General features: G+C 42.1%; 22 protein-coding genes, 2 pseudogenes and 1 riboswitch. Of the genes and pseudogenes, 16 read left to right on the top strand and 8 right to left on the bottom strand.

Translation table 11 applies throughout. The features are described 5' to 3' along the window. Nucleotides 1-15 precede the first annotated feature (15 nt). From H7F27_RS13750 to mgtE, 4 genes are all read left to right on the top strand, one after another. Nucleotides 16-528 carry a PepSY domain-containing protein gene (locus tag H7F27_RS13750; RefSeq protein ID WP_024121135.1) on the top strand — a complete coding sequence of 171 codons (513 nt, stop codon included), beginning with the start codon at nt 16-18 and terminating at the stop codon, nt 526-528. Between the two features lie 76 nt (nt 529-604). Beyond that, on the top strand, nt 605-742 hold the full coding sequence (locus H7F27_RS13745; protein WP_185848022.1) for a transcriptional regulator SplA domain-containing protein: 138 nt from the start codon (nt 605-607) through the stop codon (nt 740-742). A 108-nt stretch (nt 743-850) separates the two neighbouring features. Next, nucleotides 851-1017, top strand: a riboswitch (M-box (ykoK) riboswitch). Nucleotides 1018-1112: 95 nt separating this feature from the next. Further along, nucleotides 1113-1235 carry a hypothetical protein gene (locus tag H7F27_RS20915; RefSeq protein ID WP_010330178.1) on the top strand — a complete coding sequence of 41 codons (123 nt, stop codon included), beginning with the start codon at nt 1113-1115 and terminating at the stop codon, nt 1233-1235. A 17-nt stretch (nt 1236-1252) separates the two neighbouring features. Continuing rightward, the gene (gene mgtE / locus H7F27_RS13740) at nt 1253-2608 is read left to right on the top strand and encodes a magnesium transporter (protein ID WP_024121136.1); all 1356 of its coding nucleotides are present in this window, start codon (nt 1253-1255) and stop codon (nt 2606-2608) included. A 43-nt stretch (nt 2609-2651) separates the two neighbouring features. On the opposite strand, the gene tnrA is transcribed toward mgtE, so the two are convergent. After that, a complete protein-coding gene (gene tnrA / locus H7F27_RS13735) occupies nt 2652-2984 on the bottom strand; it encodes a MerR family transcriptional regulator (protein WP_003239028.1) in 333 nt (110 codons plus the stop codon). 193 nt (nt 2985-3177) lie between these two features. On the opposite strand from tnrA, the gene H7F27_RS13730 reads away from it, so the two are divergent. From H7F27_RS13730 to H7F27_RS13720, 3 genes are all read left to right on the top strand, one after another. After that, entirely contained in the window at nt 3178-3333 is a 156-nt protein-coding gene (locus H7F27_RS13730) for a hypothetical protein (RefSeq protein WP_010333974.1), read from the top strand. Nucleotides 3334-3420: 87 nt separating this feature from the next. After that, complete coding sequence (locus tag H7F27_RS13725) at nt 3421-3603, top strand: hypothetical protein (protein ID WP_024121137.1); 183 nt, start codon at nt 3421-3423, stop codon at nt 3601-3603. A 137-nt stretch (nt 3604-3740) separates the two neighbouring features. Beyond that, a complete protein-coding gene (locus H7F27_RS13720) occupies nt 3741-4205 on the top strand; it encodes a MarR family winged helix-turn-helix transcriptional regulator (RefSeq protein ID WP_081638289.1) in 465 nt (154 codons plus the stop codon). Between the two features lie 18 nt (nt 4206-4223). Here the strand turns inward: H7F27_RS13720 and H7F27_RS13715 are convergent, their stop codons facing one another. Beyond that, a complete protein-coding gene (locus H7F27_RS13715) occupies nt 4224-5345 on the bottom strand; it encodes an MGDG synthase family glycosyltransferase (protein WP_103671594.1) in 1122 nt (373 codons plus the stop codon). Nucleotides 5346-5437: 92 nt separating this feature from the next. On the opposite strand from H7F27_RS13715, the gene H7F27_RS13710 reads away from it, so the two are divergent. Continuing rightward, the gene (locus H7F27_RS13710) at nt 5438-5989 is read left to right on the top strand and encodes a YkoP family protein (RefSeq protein WP_185848021.1); all 552 of its coding nucleotides are present in this window, start codon (nt 5438-5440) and stop codon (nt 5987-5989) included. Nucleotides 5990-6011: 22 nt separating this feature from the next. On the opposite strand, the gene H7F27_RS13705 is transcribed toward H7F27_RS13710, so the two are convergent. After that, nucleotides 6012-6785, bottom strand: coding sequence for a metallophosphoesterase (locus tag H7F27_RS13705; RefSeq protein ID WP_267476670.1), 774 nt, complete (start codon nt 6783-6785; stop codon nt 6012-6014). A gap of 238 nt (nt 6786-7023) precedes the next feature. Between H7F27_RS13705 and H7F27_RS13700 the strand changes: the two genes are divergently transcribed. Beyond that, nucleotides 7024-8715: a DUF6044 family protein gene (locus tag H7F27_RS13700; protein WP_024121141.1), complete on the top strand. Its 1692-nt coding sequence runs from the start codon at nt 7024-7026 to the stop codon at nt 8713-8715. A gap of 12 nt (nt 8716-8727) precedes the next feature. Further along, nucleotides 8728-9742 (top strand): annotated as a pseudogene (locus H7F27_RS13695) (glycosyltransferase family 2 protein). Between the two features lie 27 nt (nt 9743-9769). Here H7F27_RS13695 and H7F27_RS13690 read toward each other — a convergent pair. From H7F27_RS13690 to H7F27_RS13680, 3 genes are read right to left on the bottom strand one after another with little or no spacing between them, the layout of a single operon-like run. Continuing rightward, the gene (locus H7F27_RS13690) at nt 9770-11605 is read right to left on the bottom strand and encodes a DNA ligase D (RefSeq protein WP_185848020.1); all 1836 of its coding nucleotides are present in this window, start codon (nt 11603-11605) and stop codon (nt 9770-9772) included. A gap of 3 nt (nt 11606-11608) precedes the next feature. Next, a complete protein-coding gene (locus H7F27_RS13685) occupies nt 11609-12544 on the bottom strand; it encodes a non-homologous end joining protein Ku (protein WP_081638290.1) in 936 nt (311 codons plus the stop codon). A 39-nt stretch (nt 12545-12583) separates the two neighbouring features. Next, nucleotides 12584-14986 carry a bifunctional diguanylate cyclase/phosphodiesterase gene (locus tag H7F27_RS13680; RefSeq protein WP_142367101.1) on the bottom strand — a complete coding sequence of 801 codons (2403 nt, stop codon included), beginning with the start codon at nt 14984-14986 and terminating at the stop codon, nt 12584-12586. 189 nt (nt 14987-15175) lie between these two features. Here H7F27_RS13680 and H7F27_RS13675 point away from each other — a divergent pair, with 189 nt between their 5' ends. The 4 genes and pseudogenes from H7F27_RS13675 to H7F27_RS13660 all read left to right on the top strand — a co-directional run bounded on the left by H7F27_RS13675 (nt 15176) and on the right by H7F27_RS13660 (nt 19047). Next, entirely contained in the window at nt 15176-15844 is a 669-nt protein-coding gene (locus H7F27_RS13675; RefSeq protein ID WP_185848019.1) for a DedA family protein, read from the top strand. 134 nt (nt 15845-15978) lie between these two features. Beyond that, a pseudogene (locus H7F27_RS13670) lies at nt 15979-16895 on the top strand (TerC family protein). A 263-nt stretch (nt 16896-17158) separates the two neighbouring features. Next, on the top strand, nt 17159-17914 hold the full coding sequence (gene sigI / locus H7F27_RS13665; RefSeq protein WP_024121148.1) for an RNA polymerase sigma factor SigI: 756 nt from the start codon (nt 17159-17161) through the stop codon (nt 17912-17914). After that, nucleotides 17911-19047 (top strand): anti-sigma-I factor RsgI family protein, encoded by a 1137-nt coding sequence (locus H7F27_RS13660; protein WP_185848017.1) that lies wholly within the window; start codon nt 17911-17913, stop codon nt 19045-19047. The genes sigI and H7F27_RS13660 overlap by 4 nt, the downstream gene beginning before the upstream one ends. 10 nt (nt 19048-19057) lie before the next feature. Here H7F27_RS13660 and sspD read toward each other — a convergent pair whose 3' ends face one another. Together sspD and H7F27_RS13650 are read right to left on the bottom strand one after the other, a co-directional pair. Further along, nucleotides 19058-19252, bottom strand: a complete 195-nt coding sequence (gene sspD, locus H7F27_RS13655) for an acid-soluble spore protein SspD (protein ID WP_010333988.1) — start codon at nt 19250-19252, stop codon at nt 19058-19060. Nucleotides 19253-19385: 133 nt separating this feature from the next. Next, nucleotides 19386-20087 carry a DUF1836 domain-containing protein gene (locus H7F27_RS13650; protein ID WP_024121150.1) on the bottom strand — a complete coding sequence of 234 codons (702 nt, stop codon included), beginning with the start codon at nt 20085-20087 and terminating at the stop codon, nt 19386-19388. 171 nt (nt 20088-20258) lie between these two features. On the opposite strand from H7F27_RS13650, the gene htpX reads away from it, so the two are divergent. Together htpX and ktrD are read left to right on the top strand one after the other, a co-directional pair. Continuing rightward, the gene (gene htpX, locus H7F27_RS13645; RefSeq protein ID WP_185848016.1) at nt 20259-21155 is read left to right on the top strand and encodes a protease HtpX; all 897 of its coding nucleotides are present in this window, start codon (nt 20259-20261) and stop codon (nt 21153-21155) included. Between the two features lie 173 nt (nt 21156-21328). Further along, nucleotides 21329-22678 carry a Ktr system potassium transporter KtrD gene (gene ktrD / locus H7F27_RS13640; RefSeq protein ID WP_095713444.1) on the top strand — a complete coding sequence of 450 codons (1350 nt, stop codon included), beginning with the start codon at nt 21329-21331 and terminating at the stop codon, nt 22676-22678. The last annotated feature ends 13 nt before the right edge of the window (nt 22679-22691 follow it).

Raw genomic sequence — 22691 nt, 5'->3', positions numbered from 1 at the left:
AGGGAGGAATCACATATGCTGAAGAAAAGATGGATGATTGGCTTATTAGCAGGGTGTTTAGCGGCCGGAGGGTTCAGCTACAACGCGTTTGCGAAAGAAAATAATGAACAAACACAGTCTGTTTCTGAAACTGGCGGACTTACTGAACAAGAAGCGGAGTCCATTGCCAAAACAGTTGTTGACGGAACAGTGGATGACATCGACAGAGACATCTATAATGGCAAAGAAGCTTATGAAGTTGAAATCGAAAAAGACGGTGAAGATTATGATGTTTATGTGGATATCAAGACCAAACAAGCGCTCAATGACCCGTTAAAAGAGAAAAAAGAGCAAGTTGTTTTGACAAAAGAAGAAGCAGAACAGATTGCTCTAAAGAAAACAGCTGGAACCGTCACAGAAAGCAAGCTGGATGAAGACGACGGTGCTTATATCTACGAAATTGAAGTCCAAACGAAACAAGGGACTGAAGCAGAATTTGACATCTCTGCAAAGGACGGACGTATTATGAAACAGGAATTAGACGACTAACCCCGCACCCGCGGGGTTTTTTTCATGATAACGAGCCGCTTTTTGGACAATCTAATAAGAAAAGGAGGCGAAGCGCTTGGAAAAGAAAGAAGAACAATACATCAATCAGGCTGAGTATGTTCCACATCCGACGAAGGAAGGGGAATACGCCTTATTTCTTCATGAAACCTATCATTTGCTTTCAGAAGATGATGAGACGCAAGCAACAGAATAAGGGCTAAGGCCCTTATTTTATTTCATCTGATGAGATGTAAACGCATAAATAACTTTTTTAAGTTGACATAGCTTGTTTTTTTCTGTAATCTCAGTGTGTCAATTCAATTACGAACTTCGTTAGGTGAGGCTCCTGTATGGAGATACGCTGCTGCCCAAAAATGTCCAAAGACGCCAATGGGTCAACAGAAATCATCGACATAAGGTGATTTTTAATGCAGCTGGATGATTGCTCCTATGCCATACAGTGCTAAAGCTCTACGATTGAAGGCGCCCGCACGCTTTTTTTGCCGTGCTTCTTTCACCTTCAATCCAGAAGGCTTTTTTTATGCCTTGAAAACGAAATGTTGAACAAAAAGGAGGTGCGGAGTATGGATTCTCCCCATTCGAGTCAATCTGAAGAAGTACCCATATACTATGACAGCAAGACAATTGATTACACGATGAGGAGACGATCTGCCGCACCTTCTGGCGAGGCCGGCACGTCTCCGTAGAGGAGGTACGAGTCCTGATGGTTCAAAACATGACCTATGACGAACTCATTTTACGCATCATTATATTATTGCGAGACGGAAAAATCAGGGATTTCAGAAGTGTTATTGATGAGCTTCAGCCCTATGATATGGCGTTTATTTTTAAAGAAATGCCGGAAAAACACCGCGCCCGCTATTTATCTTATTTAACTGTTGATGATATTACTGATATGATCGGCGAACTGGAACGGGAATTTCAGCTAGCCGTCTTAAATAAAGTCGGAAAAACAAAAGCAACACTCGCCATGAACAAAATGGACAACGATGACCTCGCTCAATTGCTTGAAGAAATGGATGAAGAACTGAAGGAACAGCTTTTATCCAGCATGGAAGCATCAGAGTCAAAAGCTGTTCAGCTCCTTATGAATTACCCGGCTGATTCAGCGGGGCGCATGATGACCAACCGTTATGTGTGGATTCCTCAGCATTACACGGTAAAAGACGCGGTCGTCAAACTAAAAAGTTTCGCGGAAATCGCAGAGTCTATCAACTACTTATATGTTATAAATGACAGTAAGCAGCTTGTCGGCGTTCTGTCATATCGCGATTTGATTCTCGGGGAACCGGAAGAAAAGGTACAAGACTTGATGTTTACCCGTGTCATTGCAGCAGACGCGCTTCAAGATCAGGAAGAAGTGGCGCGGCTGATTGAACGTTACGATTTCTTAGCGATTCCGATTGTGGAAGAAAACAATGTGCTTGTCGGGATCGTGACGGTCGATGATATCATCGACGTCGTTATTCGGGAAGCCGATGAGGACTACGAAAAATTCGCCGCATCAGGTAAAGCCATTACCTTCGATACAAAAGCATATGTTGCAGCATACCGCCGCCTTCCATGGCTGATCCTGCTTTTGTTCATCGGGCTGATTTCAGGCAGCATCATGAGCTATTTTGAAGATACGCTGAAGCAGGTCGTGGCGCTGGCATTCTTTATGCCGATGGTGTCAGGGATGACAGGGAATACAGGAACACAGTCTCTCGCGGTTGTCATCAGAGGTTTATCTAAAGAAGAAATGAATAAAACAACGATTGTGAAACTGATTTTTCGGGAGCTCAGAACGAGTATTTATATCGGTGCCGTCTGTTCTGTCTTAATTACGGTGATCGCCATTATATGGCAGGGAAATGTGCTTTTAGGATTTGTTGTCGGCTCTTCACTGCTGCTGACCTTAATTATCGGCACGATGTCCGGAACAATCATCCCCATTATTCTGCATAGACTGAATGTAGACCCGGCCATTGCGTCAGGCCCGCTCATTACGACGTTAAATGATATTTTGTCATTATTAATTTACTTTGGTATTGCGACTGCATTCATTCACTCATTATAAACGATAAAAGTCCGTCTCAGATTGCGAGGCGGACTTTTATCGTTTAACGGTTTTTGTACCTAAAGTGAGCATTAAGCTGCCCCTCCAGCATTTTTTTTCGGACTTGCGGATCGTTTTTTACCATTTGTTCTTTTTTGCGCATATCTTTTAAAATTTCAGCTGTCTGCACGCCGTCTTCGCGTTTGTTGGCGATATCCATCAGCCGCTCGACGTCGGCAAAAGAATATTTTCTCGTTCCCCTTGAAGAACGCTGCGGATAAATCAGCTTACGCTCCTCATAATACCTGATCTGTCTTACGGACAACCCTGTCAATTCACTGACAATCCCGATTGAAATCACTTTTTTGTCTTTATAAGAATGATCTTCTGTGGTCATTTTTCCACCCCTGGATGTCTTTTGATAATAGTATATAAAAAACATAGAGAAAAAACCTGACGCTTGTTATATTTTCTAACATGAAATAGCAGATTTTTGAAAAAATACGGCAGAAAAATTAACAAGAATGATGCGTAACCTATAAGCGCGTTTTATCCTTTATGTAACGATTAAATGAGGAGGAAGGATAATCATGGAGGAAGAAAAAGCGGTCTCACTGGCAAAGGAAATAATCGAGTTGGATATGAAACGGGATGAAATGCTTGAAACGTTTATGCAGCTTGCCGGAGAACATGCTTTTCAGCTTTTAAGATCAGTTCAAAACGGACTTTACCGAAAATCTTCGTAAACATAAATTCTTTACATTAGATTCACACCACATTCATTTAAAAAGAGTATCTTATTTAGAGGATACCTTAAAATGAAGGAGGACGCTATGAGTAATTTATTGAAAACTGCATTAGAAAAAGAACGTAGCCATTATTCAGAAAAACTCTTTCAAATCGGAGTTTATAATAAAGAAGTAATGAACAAAATGACACTTTCTGAACTGCGGAAGGAATACGCATATTTCTTTCGCAGCATACCATATCACCAAAAAAATCCTTATACAAAATAACGAGTATAAGGATTTTTTTGTTTCCTAAAAAGGAATTTCTCGAATTATAGCGAATAAAAATAATAAGGGCATTAAACTCTTATTATATGTAAGGGTTTTCATTATTTTTTTATAAAAATTCTATATACGGGGTAGATATGATGAGATTATCGTTTAACGAAGAAGAAGTTGAGCGTGCGATGAATTTGTACAGAGTTTTTGCAAGGGCTTTCAAAAGTGTGTCTGAACACAGCATCCGTGACAGCAAAGAGCACGGCTTTAATCCCACAGAATTTGCCGTACTGGAACTTTTGTATACGAGAGGCCCGCAAAAATTACAGCAAATTGGGTCGCGACTTCTGCTTGTAAGCGGAAACGTCACATATGTCATTGACAAGCTAGAAAGAAACGGGTTTTTAGTCAGGGAGCAGGACCCGAAAGATAAACGCTCCGTTTACGCGCATCTCACGGATAAAGGGAATGAGTATTTGGATAAAATTTATCCAATCCATGCGCTCCGTATAGCGAGAGCGTTTTCAGGCCTTTCGTCTGATGAGCAGGACCAGCTGATCCTCCTGCTGAAGAAAGCAGGTATTCACAGCCAGCATTTACTGTTTCGTTAGTCATTCCACACTCTCTTTTCAGGAGGGTGTTTTTTTATGTTCACATTCATCTAATATCCTTTTTAAAACCTCCCCAATCTCCCGGTCACACATTTGGCCAAGATACTCCCTGACTTGCTTCTCTGCTGCTGCCCGTTCATTCGATTGAAAAAATGCGGAAATGCGTTCCTCTGCCCGCTTCATATCCCAGTTTCTTATATCTGTGACAAGCTGCCGTTCTTTTAACAGGTTCACATTCATTTCCTCCTGTCCCGGCAGCGCATGATAGATAAAAACCGGAAGCCTTTTCTTTAAGCATTCACTGATGGTTACGCCTCCTGGCTTTGTCATGACGCCTGAGGCTTGTGCGTACAAACTGTTCATTTCTGCTTTGCTGTGAAGGTATGGGATCGCTTCGATAAAAGGATGTTGTAAACTTTTGACATAGCGGTAGAGCTTTTCGTTTCTGCCGCATAATATTTTGTATAAGATGTTTCCGCCTGGCGACAGCTCCTGGACCAGCTTAAAAATACCTCCGACTCCCATACTGCCGCCTGTAATCATGACGGTATAAGGCGGACGATGCTGACAGGGGTCTGCGGTTCCTGTTTCATAAGCCCGGTGAACGGGAATGCCGGTCAAAAATATTTTTTCCTGGCTGATTCCTTCGGTCATGAGCTGCTTCTTGATATCCATGATCGGGACAAAGTGGTAGTCAATGTTCTTCCGCCCCCATACCTGATTCACAAAAAAATCCGTGTAGACATTTACAATGGCCATGTTTGGATATTCCGGTTTCAGCCGGTTTAGCAGGTAAGAAGGCAGGGCGTGTGTGCAGAAGGCGATATCAGGCTGTTTTTCTTTGAGAATCTGTCTCATGCTTTGCATAAACAGCCATTCATACATGGCATAGCGTTTGACATTTTTACACTCTCCGCAAGCGAGAAGCTTGTATATTCCGCTGTACGTTTTCGGGAAATATTGAATCCATTTTAAATAAGCTGAGGAGGACAGTTGTTCTAAGTGTTTATACGTATGTGAAAAGATATCAATTTTTTCTGAATGCAGCCCTTTAGATTCCAGATCAGCCTTTAGGGCATCAGCAACATGATGATGCCCGGTGGAAATGCTTAAAAAAGGAAAAATAAGAATGTTTGTCATGTCCGTCCTCCTTAAAAATATGGCAACTATATTTTGAGGAGAATCATCACAAAATATAAGGGTGTTTTTTTGATGATAAGGAAGGTGAAGAGATGAAAACCTGTTTCCTTTCCATTTGGAGAGTGATTGACCCGATTTATTTCTTTTTTTCGAGGCTGACTTTGATTGAAGATGAGCGAAAATGCGTCTTGCGAGTCAGACTGACGAAATACAAAGGGCATCATGTCGTGCTGAGTGACGGAACGCATATAAGAAAAAACGATGTGCTCGTTAAAATCCATCTGCACAACATCAAGCTGATCAGGGAACTGCAAAGCATTGAGAGCGCAGTCAGAAAAGGAATCATTATTTATCAAAAAGTATATCAATCCATGCCGATGCTGCTGGAGTATATCAACAATCATAAAAAAAGCGAAAAAATCAAAGGAATCATTGGCATTACAATGCTTGATAAAGGGGTAGAAAGGCTCGGCTTTGACGTGGTAACCCCGGTCAATCCTTTTTACAGATCCTTTAAAAAAATCACTCATATGCCGATTTTATATTTAACGTCAAAGCCAGTGAGCTTGCGAAATCTGCCGAATTCATCCTATTTGTTTATCTCGAAAGAAAAGCTTCAGCACACCTATCAAAAAAAAGACTGATGCCATGGTCAGCACAGTCTTTTTAAATTTGATGGAAAGTCACTTCGGGGCGGCTTCCTACACGGATATTAACGCCAGTTTGTCCTAAACCTTCACTGATATAAAACGGTTTATCGTGATGATAATGAAGCCCTTTAATCATATTCATGCGTACAAGCTTGCCCATTTTCACCAAATGATACGGCTTTGGCCAGTGGATTTGCCCTCCGTGAAAATGGCCTGATAACAGGTAGTCAAAATGAATATCCTGCATCTCTAAAATAATGTTTGGATCATGTGTCAATACAAGGTAATAGCCATTCTGAAGGCCTTTATAAGAGTTTGTGATTTTACTGCGATTCGTACTGTAATCGTCAATTCCGATAATATTAACAGGCCCTGCATCAGTATTGATGTGAACATGTTCATTTTGCAGCGTAATGCAGCCATTTTCCTCCAGCACTCGCTTTAATCTTTGAAAGTCCTTATCTTTTAATACATAATCATGATTGCCAAACACCGCGTACATGCCATAAGCAGGCTTCAGTTGTTGCAGTGCCTGCAAGTAGCCGGCAAGCTTTGGAATATTTCGTTTCCGGTCAAGAAAATCTCCGGTCAGCGCAATGATGTCTACAGGTTGATTATTTGTTAAACGATACAGCTCATCAGGCGATACAGAAATGTTTTCTAAATGAAGATCCGATAAATGAAGGATATTCAGTTTTTTTCTTGCTGGAAGGCCGTCTTGCTGATCAATTGAAATCGTGTTGACCTTCACATCTTTTGTGTTGCGGTTTGCTTTATATATAAATGGCATAACAGCAAGTATGACCAATGAAAGTAAGATGAACACATGTATCCCCTCCCTTCTACCAGTATAGTAAGTGATCCAGCCTTATGGATAGCGGGAATTAATGGGTTGAAGACCAGTTTGAAAAATGCAGAAAGGATTGTCATTTGATGAATGTTTTAGAAGGGAAAAGGGATAATAAATTTTGACAGGTGAGGCAGATCATGCCCAATAGAAGTCAGAATAACAGATGGATGTGTTAGGGATGTTACGATTAAGACAACACAAAAAAGAAACATATTATCTTTTGATGGCTTTATTTCTCCTTTTGCTGTATGTCTCCCCGCTTTTTATTTTGAAGGAAGACGCCCATATTCGCGTACACGATAATTTGGATTCCAATATCGCTTGGTACAAGGTGCTGGCCGACAGCGGAGAAATCATCGGCAAAGTTGATGCTGCCATTCCGCAAATCATTAACGGACTGCCACGGGATGCGTTCGGCACTGAGTGGAGCGGAATTGTTTGGCTGCACGCGTTGTTTTCTTCTATGACCGCCTATGCGGTAAGCCAGACCATTACGAGAGTTGTCGCTTTCTTCGGAATGTATGTGCTGCTGAAGAAACATGTGATTCCCGAACAGAAAGCGGCATTGATCCGAATTGGCGTATCGCTCGCATTTGCTTTAACGCCTTTTTGGCCTTCTGGAATGCTGAGCACGCTTGGATACCCTTTGGCGCTGTGGGCTTTTTTGAATATCCGAAAAGGGGATATCTCATGGAGAGAATGGCTGACGCTCGGTTTGCTGCCGTTGTATTCAAGCTTTGTATTAGGCTTCTTCTTTTTCTTGGCTGGGATGGCATGCTTCTGGCTGTATGATGTCATCACAAAAAGAAAATGGAATTTCATTTTCTTAGGCAGCATCGCTTTTATGACAAGTATTTATCTATTTGTCGAGTACCGGCTTGTCTATTCGATGTTGATTTCACACGCGCCGATGCACCGGATTGAATTTATTTCTTCAAGGCATGATGTTTGGCACTCTCTGCGTTTGTCCGTCAAAAACTTTGTCTACGGACATAACCATGTCATGACAGTTCATACCGTTGTGATTCTTCCAATCTTATTACTCGTCTTTTTTGCTGTGCTGTTCAAACGAAATCGGACAAGGGAAGAAAACGTTTATCTTTTTCTCTGCGTGCTGAATTATGCGCTGTCACTGTGGTATGCGTTTTGGTTCAACAAAATATGGGCTGTTCCAAAGCAGAAATTTGCATTTTTAGCCGAATTTAATTTTGCCCGTTTTCATTTTTTGCGCCCGCTGGTGATCTACATGAGTTTTGCGCTCGCTTTGTACCTCATCTGGCGGATGGGGAAAAAGTGGCGATGGCTTGTGTATGCGGCAGTTACTGCGCAGCTGATGGTCCTTGCGCCTTTTAATGAGGAGTATACGTATGGCGTTCACTACAACGCGCCGACGTTTCGTGAATTTTACGCGTCTGACCAATTTAAAGAAATTAAGGAGTATATCGGGCGCCCGCAAGATTCGTACAGGGTGGCGAGTATCGGTCTGCATCCGTCTATTGCCCAATACAACGGTTTTTACACCTTAGATACATATAACAACCTGTACCCGCTCTCATATAAATATGAATTTAGAAAAATCATTGAAAAAGAGCTAGAAAAAAACGCCCAATTGAAACGATACTTTGATGAATGGGGGAGCCGCTGCTATCTGTTCGTCGATGAGCTTGGCAAACGATATGACTTTAAAAAGAATTCGAAAAAAACAATCAATCATCTTGAATTAAATACAGATGTGTTTCAACAAATGGGCGGACAATATATTTTTTCTTCGGTTCCCATCATGAACGCTGACCAAAACCACCTGGCGCTCGTGAAAACATTTGACCATAAAGATTCCGCCTGGCGCATTTATTTATACGAAACAAAATAAGGAGGATATCGATTGAAACAGCCACAGCCAGTGTTAACCATCGTCGTTCCGTGTTTCAATGAAGAGGAAGTATTTAAAGAGACAAGCCGTCAGCTGACGGAGGTTGTAAACAGCTTAATGGAAGAAAAAATGATATCCGAAGACAGTAAAATTTTATTTGTTGATGACGGCAGCAAAGACCGCACCTGGTCTTTGATTGCCATGGAAAGTGTGAAAAACAAGAAGGTAACCGGATTAAAATTAGCCTGCAATGTCGGACATCAAAAAGCGCTTTTAGCAGGTCTGCATAAAGCAAAGCAAAAATCAGACTGCGTGATTTCGATTGATGCCGATCTGCAGGATGATATCTCTGTTATCAGAGAATTTATGCTGAGATATCACGATGGTTTTGAAATCGTGTACGGCGTGCGCCGCAGCCGGAAAACCGATACCTTTTTTAAGCGGACGACCGCTATAGGGTTTTACCGGCTCATGAATAAGCTTGGGATTAAGTTAATTTACAATCATGCCGATTTTCGCTTAATGAATAAAAGGGCGCTTGAAGAACTCGCGCGCTATCCGGAAGCCAATTTGTTTTTAAGGGGCATCGTTCCTATGATCGGCTTCAGGTCAGCCGAAGTTTTGTATGACCGCAAAGAACGTTTTGCCGGAAAAAACGAAATATCCGCTGAAAAAAATGCTTTCATTCGCATTTAACGGAATCACATCCTTCAGTGTGGCCCCGATTCGCTTTTTTACGCTTTTGGGTTTTCTATTATTTTTGGTAAGCGCCATGGCGGGGATTGGCGCAGTCATTCAAAAAATGCTTGGCCACACAAATGCGGGCTGGGCGTCTCTCATCATCTCTATTTGGTTTCTGGGCGGATTGCAGCTCATGGGAATCGGGATTATCGGCGAATATATCGGAACGATTTTCTCTGAAGTGAAAAGACGGCCGAAATATGCGGTGGATATCGATTTGTATAATGAACCCTTGAGCCCGCTGCAGCGCCAGGAAAGTGAGCGTTTGGAGAAAAAATACAGTTGAAACAACAAAAAGAGCTGACCGGATAAGTCAGCTCTTTTTCTTCAGCTGATTCAAAATAGCGGCAAGAGGTTCATCCTGCGGAATGCGGTAAAATTCATAAAACGGGCATCCGTGTTTCTTGACCCGGTCAACGACGGTATCGATTGTATACATCGCCGGTGTCAAAGATGGCTGCACCTCGTGCCAATACAGCGGCGCCGCTACGGTGCCAAGCTCGTTTCCCCTGGTGGAATAGGGGCAGATAATCGTTTTTCCTTCAGCATGCTGCAAATAATCGAGATACAATTTTCCATGCCTGTTTTTGATCAGGCGTTCGGTTGTAAATAGGTCTGGAAATGCATTGGTACAATATTCGGCAATCAGCTGTGTAAATTGGCGTGTGTCCTCGTACGTAAATGCTTCTGGTGACAAGGGAATGTAAAGCTGAATCCCCTTGTTGCCGGAAAGCTTCGGATACGATGTGATGCCGAAGGATTCAAAGAGCCGTTTGAGTTCATTTGCTGCCTGAACAGCCATCAGAAAGTCATCTCGGGACGGGGGATCTAAATCAATGACAATCTCTGCCGGCCTTCTGCTTGCAATCGTTTGAAAAGGAACATGAAACTCTAAAGCGAGCTGATTGGCAAGCCACAATAAGGTGGACAGGTCCTTACAGACAATATGTTCATGGCTACCGTCAAAAAAGGATTGGACAAAGTCCGGTGTATAATCCGGCTTATTTTTTTGGAAAAAGGATTCGCCCCTTGATCCGTGCGGATAGCGAATAACCGTGACAGCACGGTCTTTGAGAAACGGGAACAGGTAGTCGCTGATTTCAATCATATACTGGATGAAATCTTCTTTTGTTTTTTTATGCTTTTCAAATATGATTTTATCCAGGCTTGTAAACTGCAGTTTTGGATGAACCGGCTTTGAGCGGCGCACAAGCTGTGCAAAGGTGCAGTCGGTCCAGTCCATTTGAAATTGAAATTTGACAAACGAAACCTCTCGAAGCGTGCCTTGTAAAATCGTTAAGTACTGGACAGTAGCGCAGATCGATGGTTCGAGCGTATATTCACCTGATGCTGTTTTATGTCCGTGCTGTTCCATAATCGCGCGTATTGCATTTTTTTCTTCCTCGCTCATCCCATGTGATACAGAGGCGACAGGCGTCATTACACCGTTTTTTAACACAGAAACCGTCAGAAATCCATTGTGAGGATTAAATCCTGTGATACAAACATCGGCATGTTTAAAGTTTTTATATTTCAGCCAATCAGATGACCGTTTTTTTTCGAGCCATTTGCTGTTGATTTTTTTTGCTACAATTCCCTCTCCGTCATACTTTATTACCTTCTCCCAAATCGGATCGAAGTGCTGGTAGGGGGGGATATACTGAATGGTTTCCTTTGCATAAGGATTTGGCTCAGCCGGAAGCTTTGCAGCAGACATCAGCTCATGCAGCGATGTTTTTCGGTCAGTATAGGAATAAGTCGATACATCTTGTCCGCTTCGTTCCAAAAGGTCAAATGCGAGAAAGCAGCAAGGCCGAGAGTTTGCGGATTCCTGTATCTTATCCGGCCTTTTCAAACGTCCCCGCACTTGAATATGTTCAAAATCTGAACGGAATGGATTCGCCAAAAACACGATTTCTCCGTCAAGTGTTAATGGAAGTTCCTTTTCTATATGCTGAAAAGCAGTTTCGGCAAAGTTAGCAATTTCAGGGAAGGTGCTGTTAAGCTCTAAGCCATTTCTGCTCGTTAATGTCACGCCTGACGTATTAATGCGGAGAATACAGCGAAACCCGTCATATTTTACTTCGTAACGCCATTCCGCTCCTTTTGGAGGTGACGCAGTAAGGACGGGCTGCATGGTAAACGCCATTGGTTATGATGTGCCGGAGACTTTTTTTCTAGTGGTTTTCTGCTTTTTTTCTCCGGCTCCTTTCGGTTCTCCGCCTTCGGCTGGTGCTGCCGCTGGTTTTTCCCGATTCGGCCTTTTGGTTCGATCGATGCTGGCTTGAAGTGCGCTGACCAGGTCGATCACATCCTCACGAGGAGGCGCTTTGTCAGGAGTGACGGCTGTTTCTTTATTTTCCAGCTTATCATTGACTCTTTGCAGCAAGGCTTTTCGATACGTGTCCTCATATTGTTCCGGCTGAAATTCAGTTGTCAGCTCATCTATCAGAGTAATGGCGGTTTGCAATTCTTTATCATTTACATTTGATTGATCAGGCACTCCGGGTACGTGGGCAGCACTACGGACCTCATCGGGATAATGGATGGATTCCATTACGATGCAATTTTCATATACGCGGAGAATGGCAAGCTGCTGTTTCGACCTGATCGTCATATTGGCGATACCGATCTTTCCGGTGGATCGAAGCGCCTCGCGAAGAAGAGTATAGGCTTTCGTGCCGTTATCTCCGGGTCCGACAAAGTAGGAGCGGTTAAAATATATCGGGTCAATTTCCTGCAGCTGAACAAAATCGACAATTTCAACCGCTTTCTCTTCATGCTCCTGCTTTAAGCTTTTTAAATCTTCATCAGTCAGCACGACATATTTTCCTTTTACGTATTCATATCCCTTCACAATTTCGTCAGGGCTGAGCGTTTTTTCGCAGTTGGTGCACATTTTTTCATATTTAATTGGCGCATGATCTTCTTTATGAAGGCTTCGCAGTTTGATGTCTTTGTCTTCTGTGGCGGCATAAAGCTTGATGGGGATATTCACCAAACCGAAGCTGATGGATCCCTTCCACATTGTATGCATATCGATGAACCCCTTTTTTTCATTATTGTGGAGATGAGAAGGGGGATTCATGTGTAGTAACTTATGGGTATAAAAAAACAGCCAGCGCTGTTAACGCGGCGGCTGGTTCAATATCAAGTGTTCAAGCTGTTCGGGCGGTATCGGCCTGCTGAAAAAGAAGCCCTGTAAATGGTCACAGCCTTTTTCGTCAAGCAGCTGTTTTTGACCGGAGTTTTCCACGCCTTCGGCAATGACTTGTAAAGACAGCTGATGGCCCATGGCAATAATGGCACCTGTAATTTGTTCTGATTTTGGGTGTGTCTGAATATCATCGATGAATGATTTATCGATTTTCAGCCTGTGGATCGGAAAGTCCTTTAAATAACTTAGAGAACTATGCCCCGTGCCAAAATCGTCAATGCTGATCCTGATGCCTAATTTGGTTAAAGAAGATAGAACCTTTTTGGAGTGGTCAAGATTATCCATAGTCATGCTTTCTGTTACTTCAACTTCAAGAAGGCGAGGGGGAAGCATGTATTTAGAAAGTGTATTTTTGATGAGCGGAATCAGTTCCTCCGATTGAAACTGTCTGGCGGAAATATTAATGGCGACAGAAAGATCAAATCCTTTGTCGTGCCACACTTTTGCCTGCCTGCACGCCTCATCAATAATCCACTTTCCAATATCAATAATAAGGCCAGTTTCTTCGGCAACACCGATGAATTCTCCAGGCGGACGCAGATTGCCGTCGGGAGTGACAAGGCGTATGAGCGCTTCAGCACCTGTCATTTTTTGATCTCTTGTACTGAATTGCGGCTGATAGTGCAAGACAAATCTTTTGTTATCAATCGCTTCCCTCAGCTCCATTTCTTGATTAAGCTTGACGGTTTCTTTATTGCCGATTGAGAAAGAGTAGTATCTGTATTTGCTTTTGTTTCGCTCTTTGGCCGCATACATTGCCATATCTGCTTTTTTCATCAATTCAGGGCCGTCTGTTCCGTCTTTAGGAGAAATCGCAATTCCGATGCTGACGGATGTAATAAGGGTGTGTTCCTGAATTTTAAATGGCTTTTTGAATTGCTGAATGATTTTTTTAGCCAACACATCGGCTTCTCCCGTTCCGGTATTGGCGTCAGTCATAATAATAATGAATTCGTCACCCCCAAGCCGTGCGATAAATCCATTATCCGGTATAACGGATGAAAGCCGTTTAGCCGCGAGCTGGAGCAGCTGATCGCCCACATTATGGCCTAATGCGTCATTTATCACCTTAAACCGGTTCAAATCTAAGAAAAATACCACGGTGTTATAATCCAAGGCATGCTCGCGATTCAAGACCTTTGTTAAATGGGAGATCGCATGTCTTCTGTTGGGTAAATCTGTAAGTGAGTCGTAATGAGCCATTCTATGGATTTTTTTTTCGGCCCTGTACTGTTTTGTCACATCTTTACAGATGACATATATGCTGTCCAGTTCTTGGTTCACCTCAACAGGAATAAACGTAATATTCAAATGAAACTGGCCTTTGTCCGTCATAAGATTGGTATCGCTGTTAATGGCTTGTTTTTCGCTTTTGACCTGCTTAAAAAGCGCATTGATTTTTGGCGACATATAATGATTCCAATTTTGATGGTTTAGGCCGAAATTATTCATCATATCCTCACCAGCATGATTAGAAGAAATAATATCTCCTTTTAATGACAGGATAAAGATCGCATCAATATTATGAATGATTAAAGATTGAAACCGCTGTTCGTTATCCTTCATGCGTTCATTTTGTTTCATGAATTTTCGATCAGCATGAGAACTGAATAATAATAACGTTTGAATACAGAAGACGATTAAGGCAATCAGAATAGACCAATCGAATGTATGGACTTCCATATGATGGTCGGGAGGTGCAACATCCTCATAAAATGTAGCGGCCATCATTCCTGTATAATGCATTCCCGATATGCCAATTCCCATTATTAAGGCACTGATTATTTTATAAATCAGCAAATGGTCTGCAGGTTTTTTTATGGACAAGTCAAAGAAAATCTTTAGTGAGACGAAAGAAGCTCCAATGGCAATGACAATGGATAATGTAAAAAGCAGCGGTTCATACATCATCATTACCCGGGAAATGGAAGACATTCCGATATAATGCATAGACGAAATCGATGCACCCAGCACCACCGATCCTGTAAGCAGCCTGTAAAAGGTTAGGATATAACGGCTGACGATATATAAAGAAACAAATGATCCAGAAACAGCAGCTGCAATCGAGGCAACTAAAGGCGCCAGTTCATAATGCATCGGCATCTCCGTATGAACAGCCATCATGCCGATAAAATGCATGGACCAAATCCCAAAGCCCATAATGATAGAGCCTGCAATCAGCCATACCTTGCTTTTTAATCCTGTATGAATGGTGACTTTTCTTGAAAGTTCAAGGGAGGTGAACGATGCTGCGCAAGCAATAAGAATAGATAAACATATGAGTGTTGTATTATACGTTGCGTGTAATTCCATATGGAGATTCCCCCGTGTGTTCCAGTCTTGTTGACTCTCCTTAATATCGGCTGTCAGCTAAAGAATTTCAGTCTATATGCCTGGAGAAATTGTCAGAAAAACGCTTGAAATGAAGATTCTCTGTTTTTAGTTCTGCTGACCGTCAAAAATATGTTAAAATCATTTTGATGTTTTGAGTGAAAAACAAAAATGTGTATACATAGATCAGGGAAAAGGGAAGTGAAGATGATCGAAGAATTGGTTATGTCCTGGATAGAAGCATTTAAAAGCTTATCTTATTTCGGAATTTTTCTGGCGCTCTGTATTGAATTTATTCCGGCCGAAATTGTCCTTCCGCTTGCAGGTTATTGGGTATCGAAAGGTGACATGACGCTTGCCGGCGCTGTTCTGGCAGGATCATTAGGAGGAGTCGCCGGTCCGCTCACCCTGTATTGGATCGGGCGTTATGGAGGCAGGCCGTTCCTTGAACGTTTCGGAAAGTACCTCTTTATAAAGCCTGAGGCTCTTGACAAATCGGATGATTTTTTTAAAAAGCATGGCGGTTTTGTCGCTTTCAGCGGCCGCTTCCTGCCAGGGATCCGCACACTGATTTCCATACCATGCGGCATCGCAAAAATGAATGTCTGGGTGTTTTCTCTCTACACGTTTATCGCCATGCTGCCGATCACATTTGTTTATGTATATCTCGGTGTGAAGCTCGGAGAAAATTGGAAAGACGTTGGCTCTATTCTAGACCAATATATGCTTCCGATCGGGATCGCCATTTTGATCTTGTTTGTTCTTTATTTACTGATAAAGAAGAGGAAAAAACGAATGCAGTCTGAACATTTTTCAGTTTTTTTAAAAAATAAGCGTTGACAAATAAGCTCGCTCCGCATATCATTGACATATAATATGATATTTCTTGAAATCCCAAAGGGGAGTAGCGTCCGGAATGTTCCGGAAACAAAGTCGTCATTTCATGGATAGTGATATCCATCGGCTTTGTTGGCATGCCTGAATTCATGTCTAGCAAGACCTTTGCCTTATGTCGGCAAAGGTCTTTTTTGCATGTCCGGCCGGCATAAGATCGGATGAAGAGAAAGAAAACAACTTTTTTGGGAGGGTATCATTTATGGATGCAGCATTATTATTGGAGTATGGTTGGGTTCTTCTCGTCTTGATCGGGCTGGAAGGTATTTTAGCCGCCGATAACGCTTTAGTGATGGCGGTTATGGTAAAACATTTGCCGGAGGAGCAAAGAAAGAAGGCATTGTTTTATGGGCTGGCAGGCGCCTTTGTTCTGCGATTTGGCTCTTTATTCGCTATTTCTTTTTTGGTGAACGTATGGCAGGTTCAAGCCATTGGCGCGATCTACTTGCTGTATATTGCAGCAAGCCACTTGCTCAAAAGATATGTATTTAAGAAAGAAGACAATCATAAGGTGACGAAGCAAAGCGGATTTTGGCCGACTGTATTAAAGGTTGAACTGGCAGATATCGCTTTTGCTGTTGACTCCATCTTAGCGGCAGTCGCTCTGGCCGTTACGCTGCCGGGAACTTCACTTCCAAAGATCGGCGGACTTGATGGAGGACAATTCTTCGTTATTTTGGCCGGAGGCATTATCGGACTGGTGATTATGCGGTTTGCGGCATCGATGTTTGTTAAGCTTTTAAAGGAACGTCCAAGCCTAGAAACAGCAGCTTTTGTTATTGTCGGATGGGTCGGGGTAAAGCTTGCTTTATATACACTCGCACATGATGACATCGCCTTAGTGTCCTCGCACTTTATCCACTCAGGGACATGGAAGCTGATTTTCTGGGGTGTCTTAGCGGCGATCGCAGTTTGCGGCTGGTTTATGTCAGGCTCAAAAAAACAGGCAGAAGACGCACAAAACGAACAAAATAACAGAAGCCAAGAAAGGGCTTAATCATAAAGACTCTGCTGAAAAGCAGAGTCTTTTCATGTTTGAAGCGTTTTCACAGACGAAATAAAATAACATTTTTATAACAGCTTTGTTACAAAAACCTCTTTTAAAACCCCCAAAATTCTCTTTAAAGGCACGAAATCCTGTATAGTACGTGAGAATGGATTGTCATAATTGAGACATTGGAAATCAATATTTCTTTTTCTCCTTTGCGATTCCCTATCAAATTAGCTATCATTAATGAGTAGTTATAGGGAGAAACTGAGGTGAAACCAGTGCTTAGCCTTTTGTTTAAATTGGGAAAAAAGAAGCAAACGCTTGAAAAATCTGTTGAAAGCATACAAAAAGGCAATAAAGATCTGCAAAACGAGTTGATACAGCAATATAAGCCATTTATCGCAAAAACGGTTTCATCCGTTTGTAAACGATATATAGATGAAAAAGACGATGAGTTCAGCATCGGACTGATTGCATTTAACGAAGCTATTGAAAAGTACTCACCTGAAAAAGGAAATTCGCTGCTCGCATTCGCAGAGCTTATTATAAAAAGAAAAGTCATTGATTACATTAGAAAAGAAGCAAGAACCGCTCAAAATATTAATATGGATTTACAGGAGGGTGACGATCAGGAATCCTCTCAAAGCCTGATTGAAGCCGAGCTTTCTATTGATGAATACCGCCGCCAGATAGAACAGGAACAGAGGCGGGAGGAAATTCTGTATTTTCAAAAGCAGCTCAGAGACTACGGTCTTTCATTTCAAGAGCTGCTTGAACATTCTCCAAAGCATGCGGACGCAAGGCAAAACGCCATAAAGGTGGCGCTCACCCTTGTCGAGCATGAAGAATTAGCTGCGATTCTTTATACGAAGAAACAGCTTCCTGTTAAACAGCTCGAACAGCTCGTTTCAGTAAGCAGAAAAACGATTGAGCGAAACAGAAAATATATCATTGCAATGTGCATTATCATTACCGGTGATTATATTTATTTAAAAGATTATCTTAAAGGGGTGCTGCACTCATGAGAAGAGGGATCATAGTAGAGAAAAATAAAAAATTCGTCACGTTGCTGACCCCTGACGGACAATTTTTAAAAGCAAAAAATGATCGCCAAACATATGAAATCGGAGAAGAAATCATGCTTCCGAGTGAGACACGCATGGGCAGAAGGGCCAGCTTTTTTGATGTTTTAAGACTGCGCCCTTTCAAAATGGGGATTTTTTCGATGACTGCTATTATGCTTTTTATTTTTATTATTCTCCCCGTTTTCTCTAATGACAAGGCCTATGCGTATATGACAATAGATATCAATCCAAGCTTCGAAATGGCGTTAAACAGCGATTACGAAGTGATCGAACTGACGCCCTTAAATGATGACGGCAAGAAGGTTATCAGTGACATCGATGATTGGGAGGAGACTGATTTTAAAAAGGTGATAGACGATATTATTACGGATTGCAGCGAGCATGGATATGTAAAGGAATCGAAAGAAATATTGATTTCCACTGTTTATGAAAATACGGATGACGATACATATAAATCAGGAGTAAAAAAACAGCTGAATGATGTAACGGAAAAATATAAAACGACATACCGCATGGAATCTCTCGAAACAGATATGAAAACGAGAGAAAAAGCAAAAAAGGAAGGCGTATCAACAGGCAGCTACATAAAATCGAATGAAAAGAATAACATGAAAGATCCAAATGAAGATTCCCAAAAATCCGGGGAAGAGGATCAAAAAAATACCGGCAACGAGGAAGAAAACACGAATCAGACAGACGATCAGGACAGCAAACAAGGAGAAAATGAACAGCTGGATGATACGGATTCACAGAAAGAAGATACAACTGACACGCAGAATGATGATAGTGAACAGAATAAAGATGTAAAGGAATCAGATGAAAACACGAAAGTTGAAAAAGATGGGGATACTGAGCAAACCCCTACACAAGTTCCTCAAGATAACGGAAATGAAGAAGAAGACAATGGTGAACAGAATAGCAAAAATCGCAAAAATTGGAATAACGGTGAAAAAGGAAAGGATCATTCCTCATCTAATCGGGATAATGCTTCTTACCACCGTAACCCAAATGGCTACAGCAGCAATAATGAATCAGCTCAAACAGAAGATTCGCCGAGTGCCCCCGGCGAATAGAGTCCTGAGTTTATTTATTTGTGCCATTTAGCTGTGATTGTGCCTGCTGAACCAGACGCTTTGTCATTTCCCCGCCTACAGAGCCGTTAGCGCGTGAAACTGTATCAGAACCAAGGTTCACACCGAATTCTTGAGCCACTTCAAGTTTAAATTGGTCTAGTGCCTGCTCCACCCCTGGAACAACGAGTTTATTTCTGCTCGCCATCTTTTTTCATCTCCTTTTTCTATTAAGAAATTCTTAACGCGTATTTAGTTTGAAATGTACGAGGTTTATTTATGCTGGCAATTGTTGTGGGGGAATAAGAAACCCCCGGCAATTTGCCGGGGGTACCTCCTGATTACAGTATGTCAGCGGTCATTTTGTTCGCGGTCGCCTGAATATGGAACGTCAAAATGGAGAGAACTGTAATGGCAATAATCTGCCTGATTTTGACCCATTGGGCGTCACTCAGCTCTTCAAAATGGTGACGAAGAAGGTCTGTTTCCTGTTCGACAATCTGCTGGAGGTTTGATTCCTTCATGGAAGGAGTATCTTGGTGATAAATGGCATGCAGCACATGCGCGCAGCTTTCATAGTACGCTAACGGGCTGATGACATCATCCGATCTGTCTGAGATGGTGTTAAAAGCAACTTTTAAGATAGCTCGTATGTGTTCAAAGTCATAAATGGATTTTAGGTCACGTACAATTAAAAGAATCACTGCCTGTTCAACTGAATACTTTTTACCCAGCTCAGGATGGCCAATGAGGTCTTTGATATCGCGTTTCACCCAATTTTGAATCGCGGTTGACTTTAACGAAGTCAGCTCGCATAAATTGCCAAGCTCAACGATTTCGTTGGTTGACAGGCCGTATTCTTTTTTCTGTTTTTTTCGTTCATATCTTGTAAGAAATTCTGGAATTTGAAGATGGCTTGCCGCTTCTTCCGCTGACATATTTGCCGATTTAACGAGGATGTCGAGCGGGCTAATGTCTCCCAGGCCTTTAAGGGAATAGAGCAGCCGTACCATCTCAATTCGAGTGAGTTTAAAAATATTCATTGTTCACCTCTTCAAGACAATTTGACGCGGATATAATCTCTATGTATAAATGCACTATTAAAGCGTCAGCAATACATTAACATCATACGTCTAAATCCTTGCATTTTCAAACAGATGTTTTATAATTTAAATATACAGGTTCATTTGATCTTAAAAATAACGGAGGTTATTATGGCGAAAAGAATTTTTCTGTTTATTTTAACGAATATTTTGGTGCTTACAACGATCGGAATTGTTTTATCTGTCATAAGCTCTGTCACTGGAGTTGGGACGTACTTTACAGCTGATGGCGGTATAGATCCTATTGCGCTTCTTGTATTCAGTTTAGTCGTCGGTTTTGTCGGTTCCTTTACGTCTCTTGCGATGTCGAGATGGATGGCAAAGACAATGATGGGCGTCAGAGTGCTGAATCCGGAGAAACATACACTTAGCCATGAAGAGCAGCAATTGGTTGACCGTATTTATAGATTAAGCCGCTCTGCCGGCTTAACGAAGATGCCGGAGGTCGGAATTTACCGCTCATCCGAAGTGAACGCGTTTGCGACTGGCCCTTCAAAACGCCGCTCTCTTGTCGCTGTGTCGTCAGGCCTGCTTGATCAAATGGATGATGCTGCGGTTGAAGGCGTGCTTGCCCATGAGGTCGCTCATATTGCAAATGGTGATATGGTAACAATGACACTTTTACAAGGTATTGTGAATACCTTTGTCGTCTTTTTATCACGGATCGCTGCATGGATCGCGAGCCGCTTTGTTAAGGAAGATCTTGCTCCGATTGTTCATTTTATCGCAATGATTGTATTTCAGATTGTCTTTTCAATTCTCGGAAGCCTCGTTGTTTTTGCGTATTCACGCCACCGTGAATTCCATGCTGACCGGGGAGGAGCGGATCTTGCCGGCAAGGATAAGATGATTCATGCTCTTCGAACGCTTAAGAGCTATTCTTCCCGCATCATGGAAGAAGATCAGACAGCTGTCCAAACACTAAAGATTAATGGCAAGAAGCGGTCATCGCTTTTCTCTACTCACCCTGATTTAGATGAAAGAATCAGACGATTAGAAGCAAAATAAAATAAAAACATCCTTCCTCTGAGAACCCTCAGAGGTTTTTTTTCTGTTTCACTTTGACTAAAATAATAAAAAAATATGCAAGTTAAGAAAATGTTTCGCAAAAGCCTTTAAAAATGGATCTAATATCTTTAGAATAATTACCGTACTTTAAAAGAGAGGCAGAAGGATTTCACATGAGAGTAAAGCTTGGAAAATTGATACAGGCATTATCTCCGGCCCAGCTGATTGCATTATATTACTTTCTCGCAGTAACTGTGGCCCTGATATTGCTGAGCCTGCCGGCTGCCCATAAGCAGGGAGCGGATTGGACTTTTATTGACGCGCTTTTTACGGCTGTCAGTTCAGTCAGCGTCACGGGGCTGACGGTTGTGGATACAGCTGATACATTCAGCACTACAGGCATTTTTATTTTGGCATTCGTTCTGCAATTTGGCGGAATCGGGATTATGACGCTCGGAACGTTTATTTGGCTGATCATGGGAAAAAGAATCGGCCTTAAAGAACGGAAATTGATTATGGTAGACCAAAACCAATCCCAGTTTTCGGGTATTGTCAATTTAATGAAGCAGGTTCTTTTTCTTATATTGTGGATTGAATTTTTTGGAGGAATCATACTTGGCACTTATTTTTTAACCTACTATGATTCCTTTCAGGAAGCTTATTTACACGGGTTTTTTGCAAGTGTCAGCGCTACCACAAATGGCGGGTTTGATATAACAGGAAATTCCATGGTTCCATTCCGCCATGATTATTTTGTGCAGTTTATTACGATGCTTTTGATCATATTCGGAGCGATCGGCTTTCCGGTGCTTGTCGAAGTAAAGGACTTCTTGTTTTCAAAGCATCGGAGATATCCGTTTACGCTTTTTACAAAAATCACGACCATTATGTTTGGCTCACTCGTAGTGTTTGGCGCCATCGGCATCTATGCGCTGGAAGCAAGCCACTCGTTTGCAGGAAAGGCATGGCATGATATTTTGTTTCTATCCTTGTTTCAATCAACAGCTACCCGAAGCGGCGGTCTTGCAACAATTGATATCAGCCAGCTGTCGGATCCCACGTTGTTTTTTATGTGCGCGCTGATGTTTATCGGTGCGTCACCAAGCTCAGTCGGGGGAGGCATAAGGACAACAACTTTTGCCTTGAATCTGCTTGCGCTGTTTCATTTTGCACGCGGCAATAAAGCGGTAAAAGTATTCAAACGGGAGCTGCACCCAGCAGATCTGATGAAGTCTCTTGTTGTCACAATGATGGCGATTTTGCTCGTTTTTGGAGCGACACTGATCCTAACAGTGACAGAAAAGCATTCTCTGCTGGAGCTTTTGTTTGAGGTATGTTCGGCCTTTGGAACGACTGGTCTGTCCCTTGGCATTACCGCTGATTTGAGCAACGTAGGAAAATGTGTCATTATGATCGTAATGTTTATCGGGCGGATCGGAATATTGACTTTCCTTTATCTGATCGGAAGAAAAGAAATTGAAGCAAATTACCATTATCCGAAGGAAAGAGTGATTATCGGATAATTAAACACCGCAT

Origin of the sequence: Bacillus sp. PAMC26543, from assembly GCF_014250375.1 — a bacterium.
Lineage (GTDB): Bacteria > Bacillota > Bacilli > Bacillales > Bacillaceae > Bacillus > Bacillus halotolerans.
This window is presented reverse-complemented; position numbering and strand designations above follow the sequence as displayed.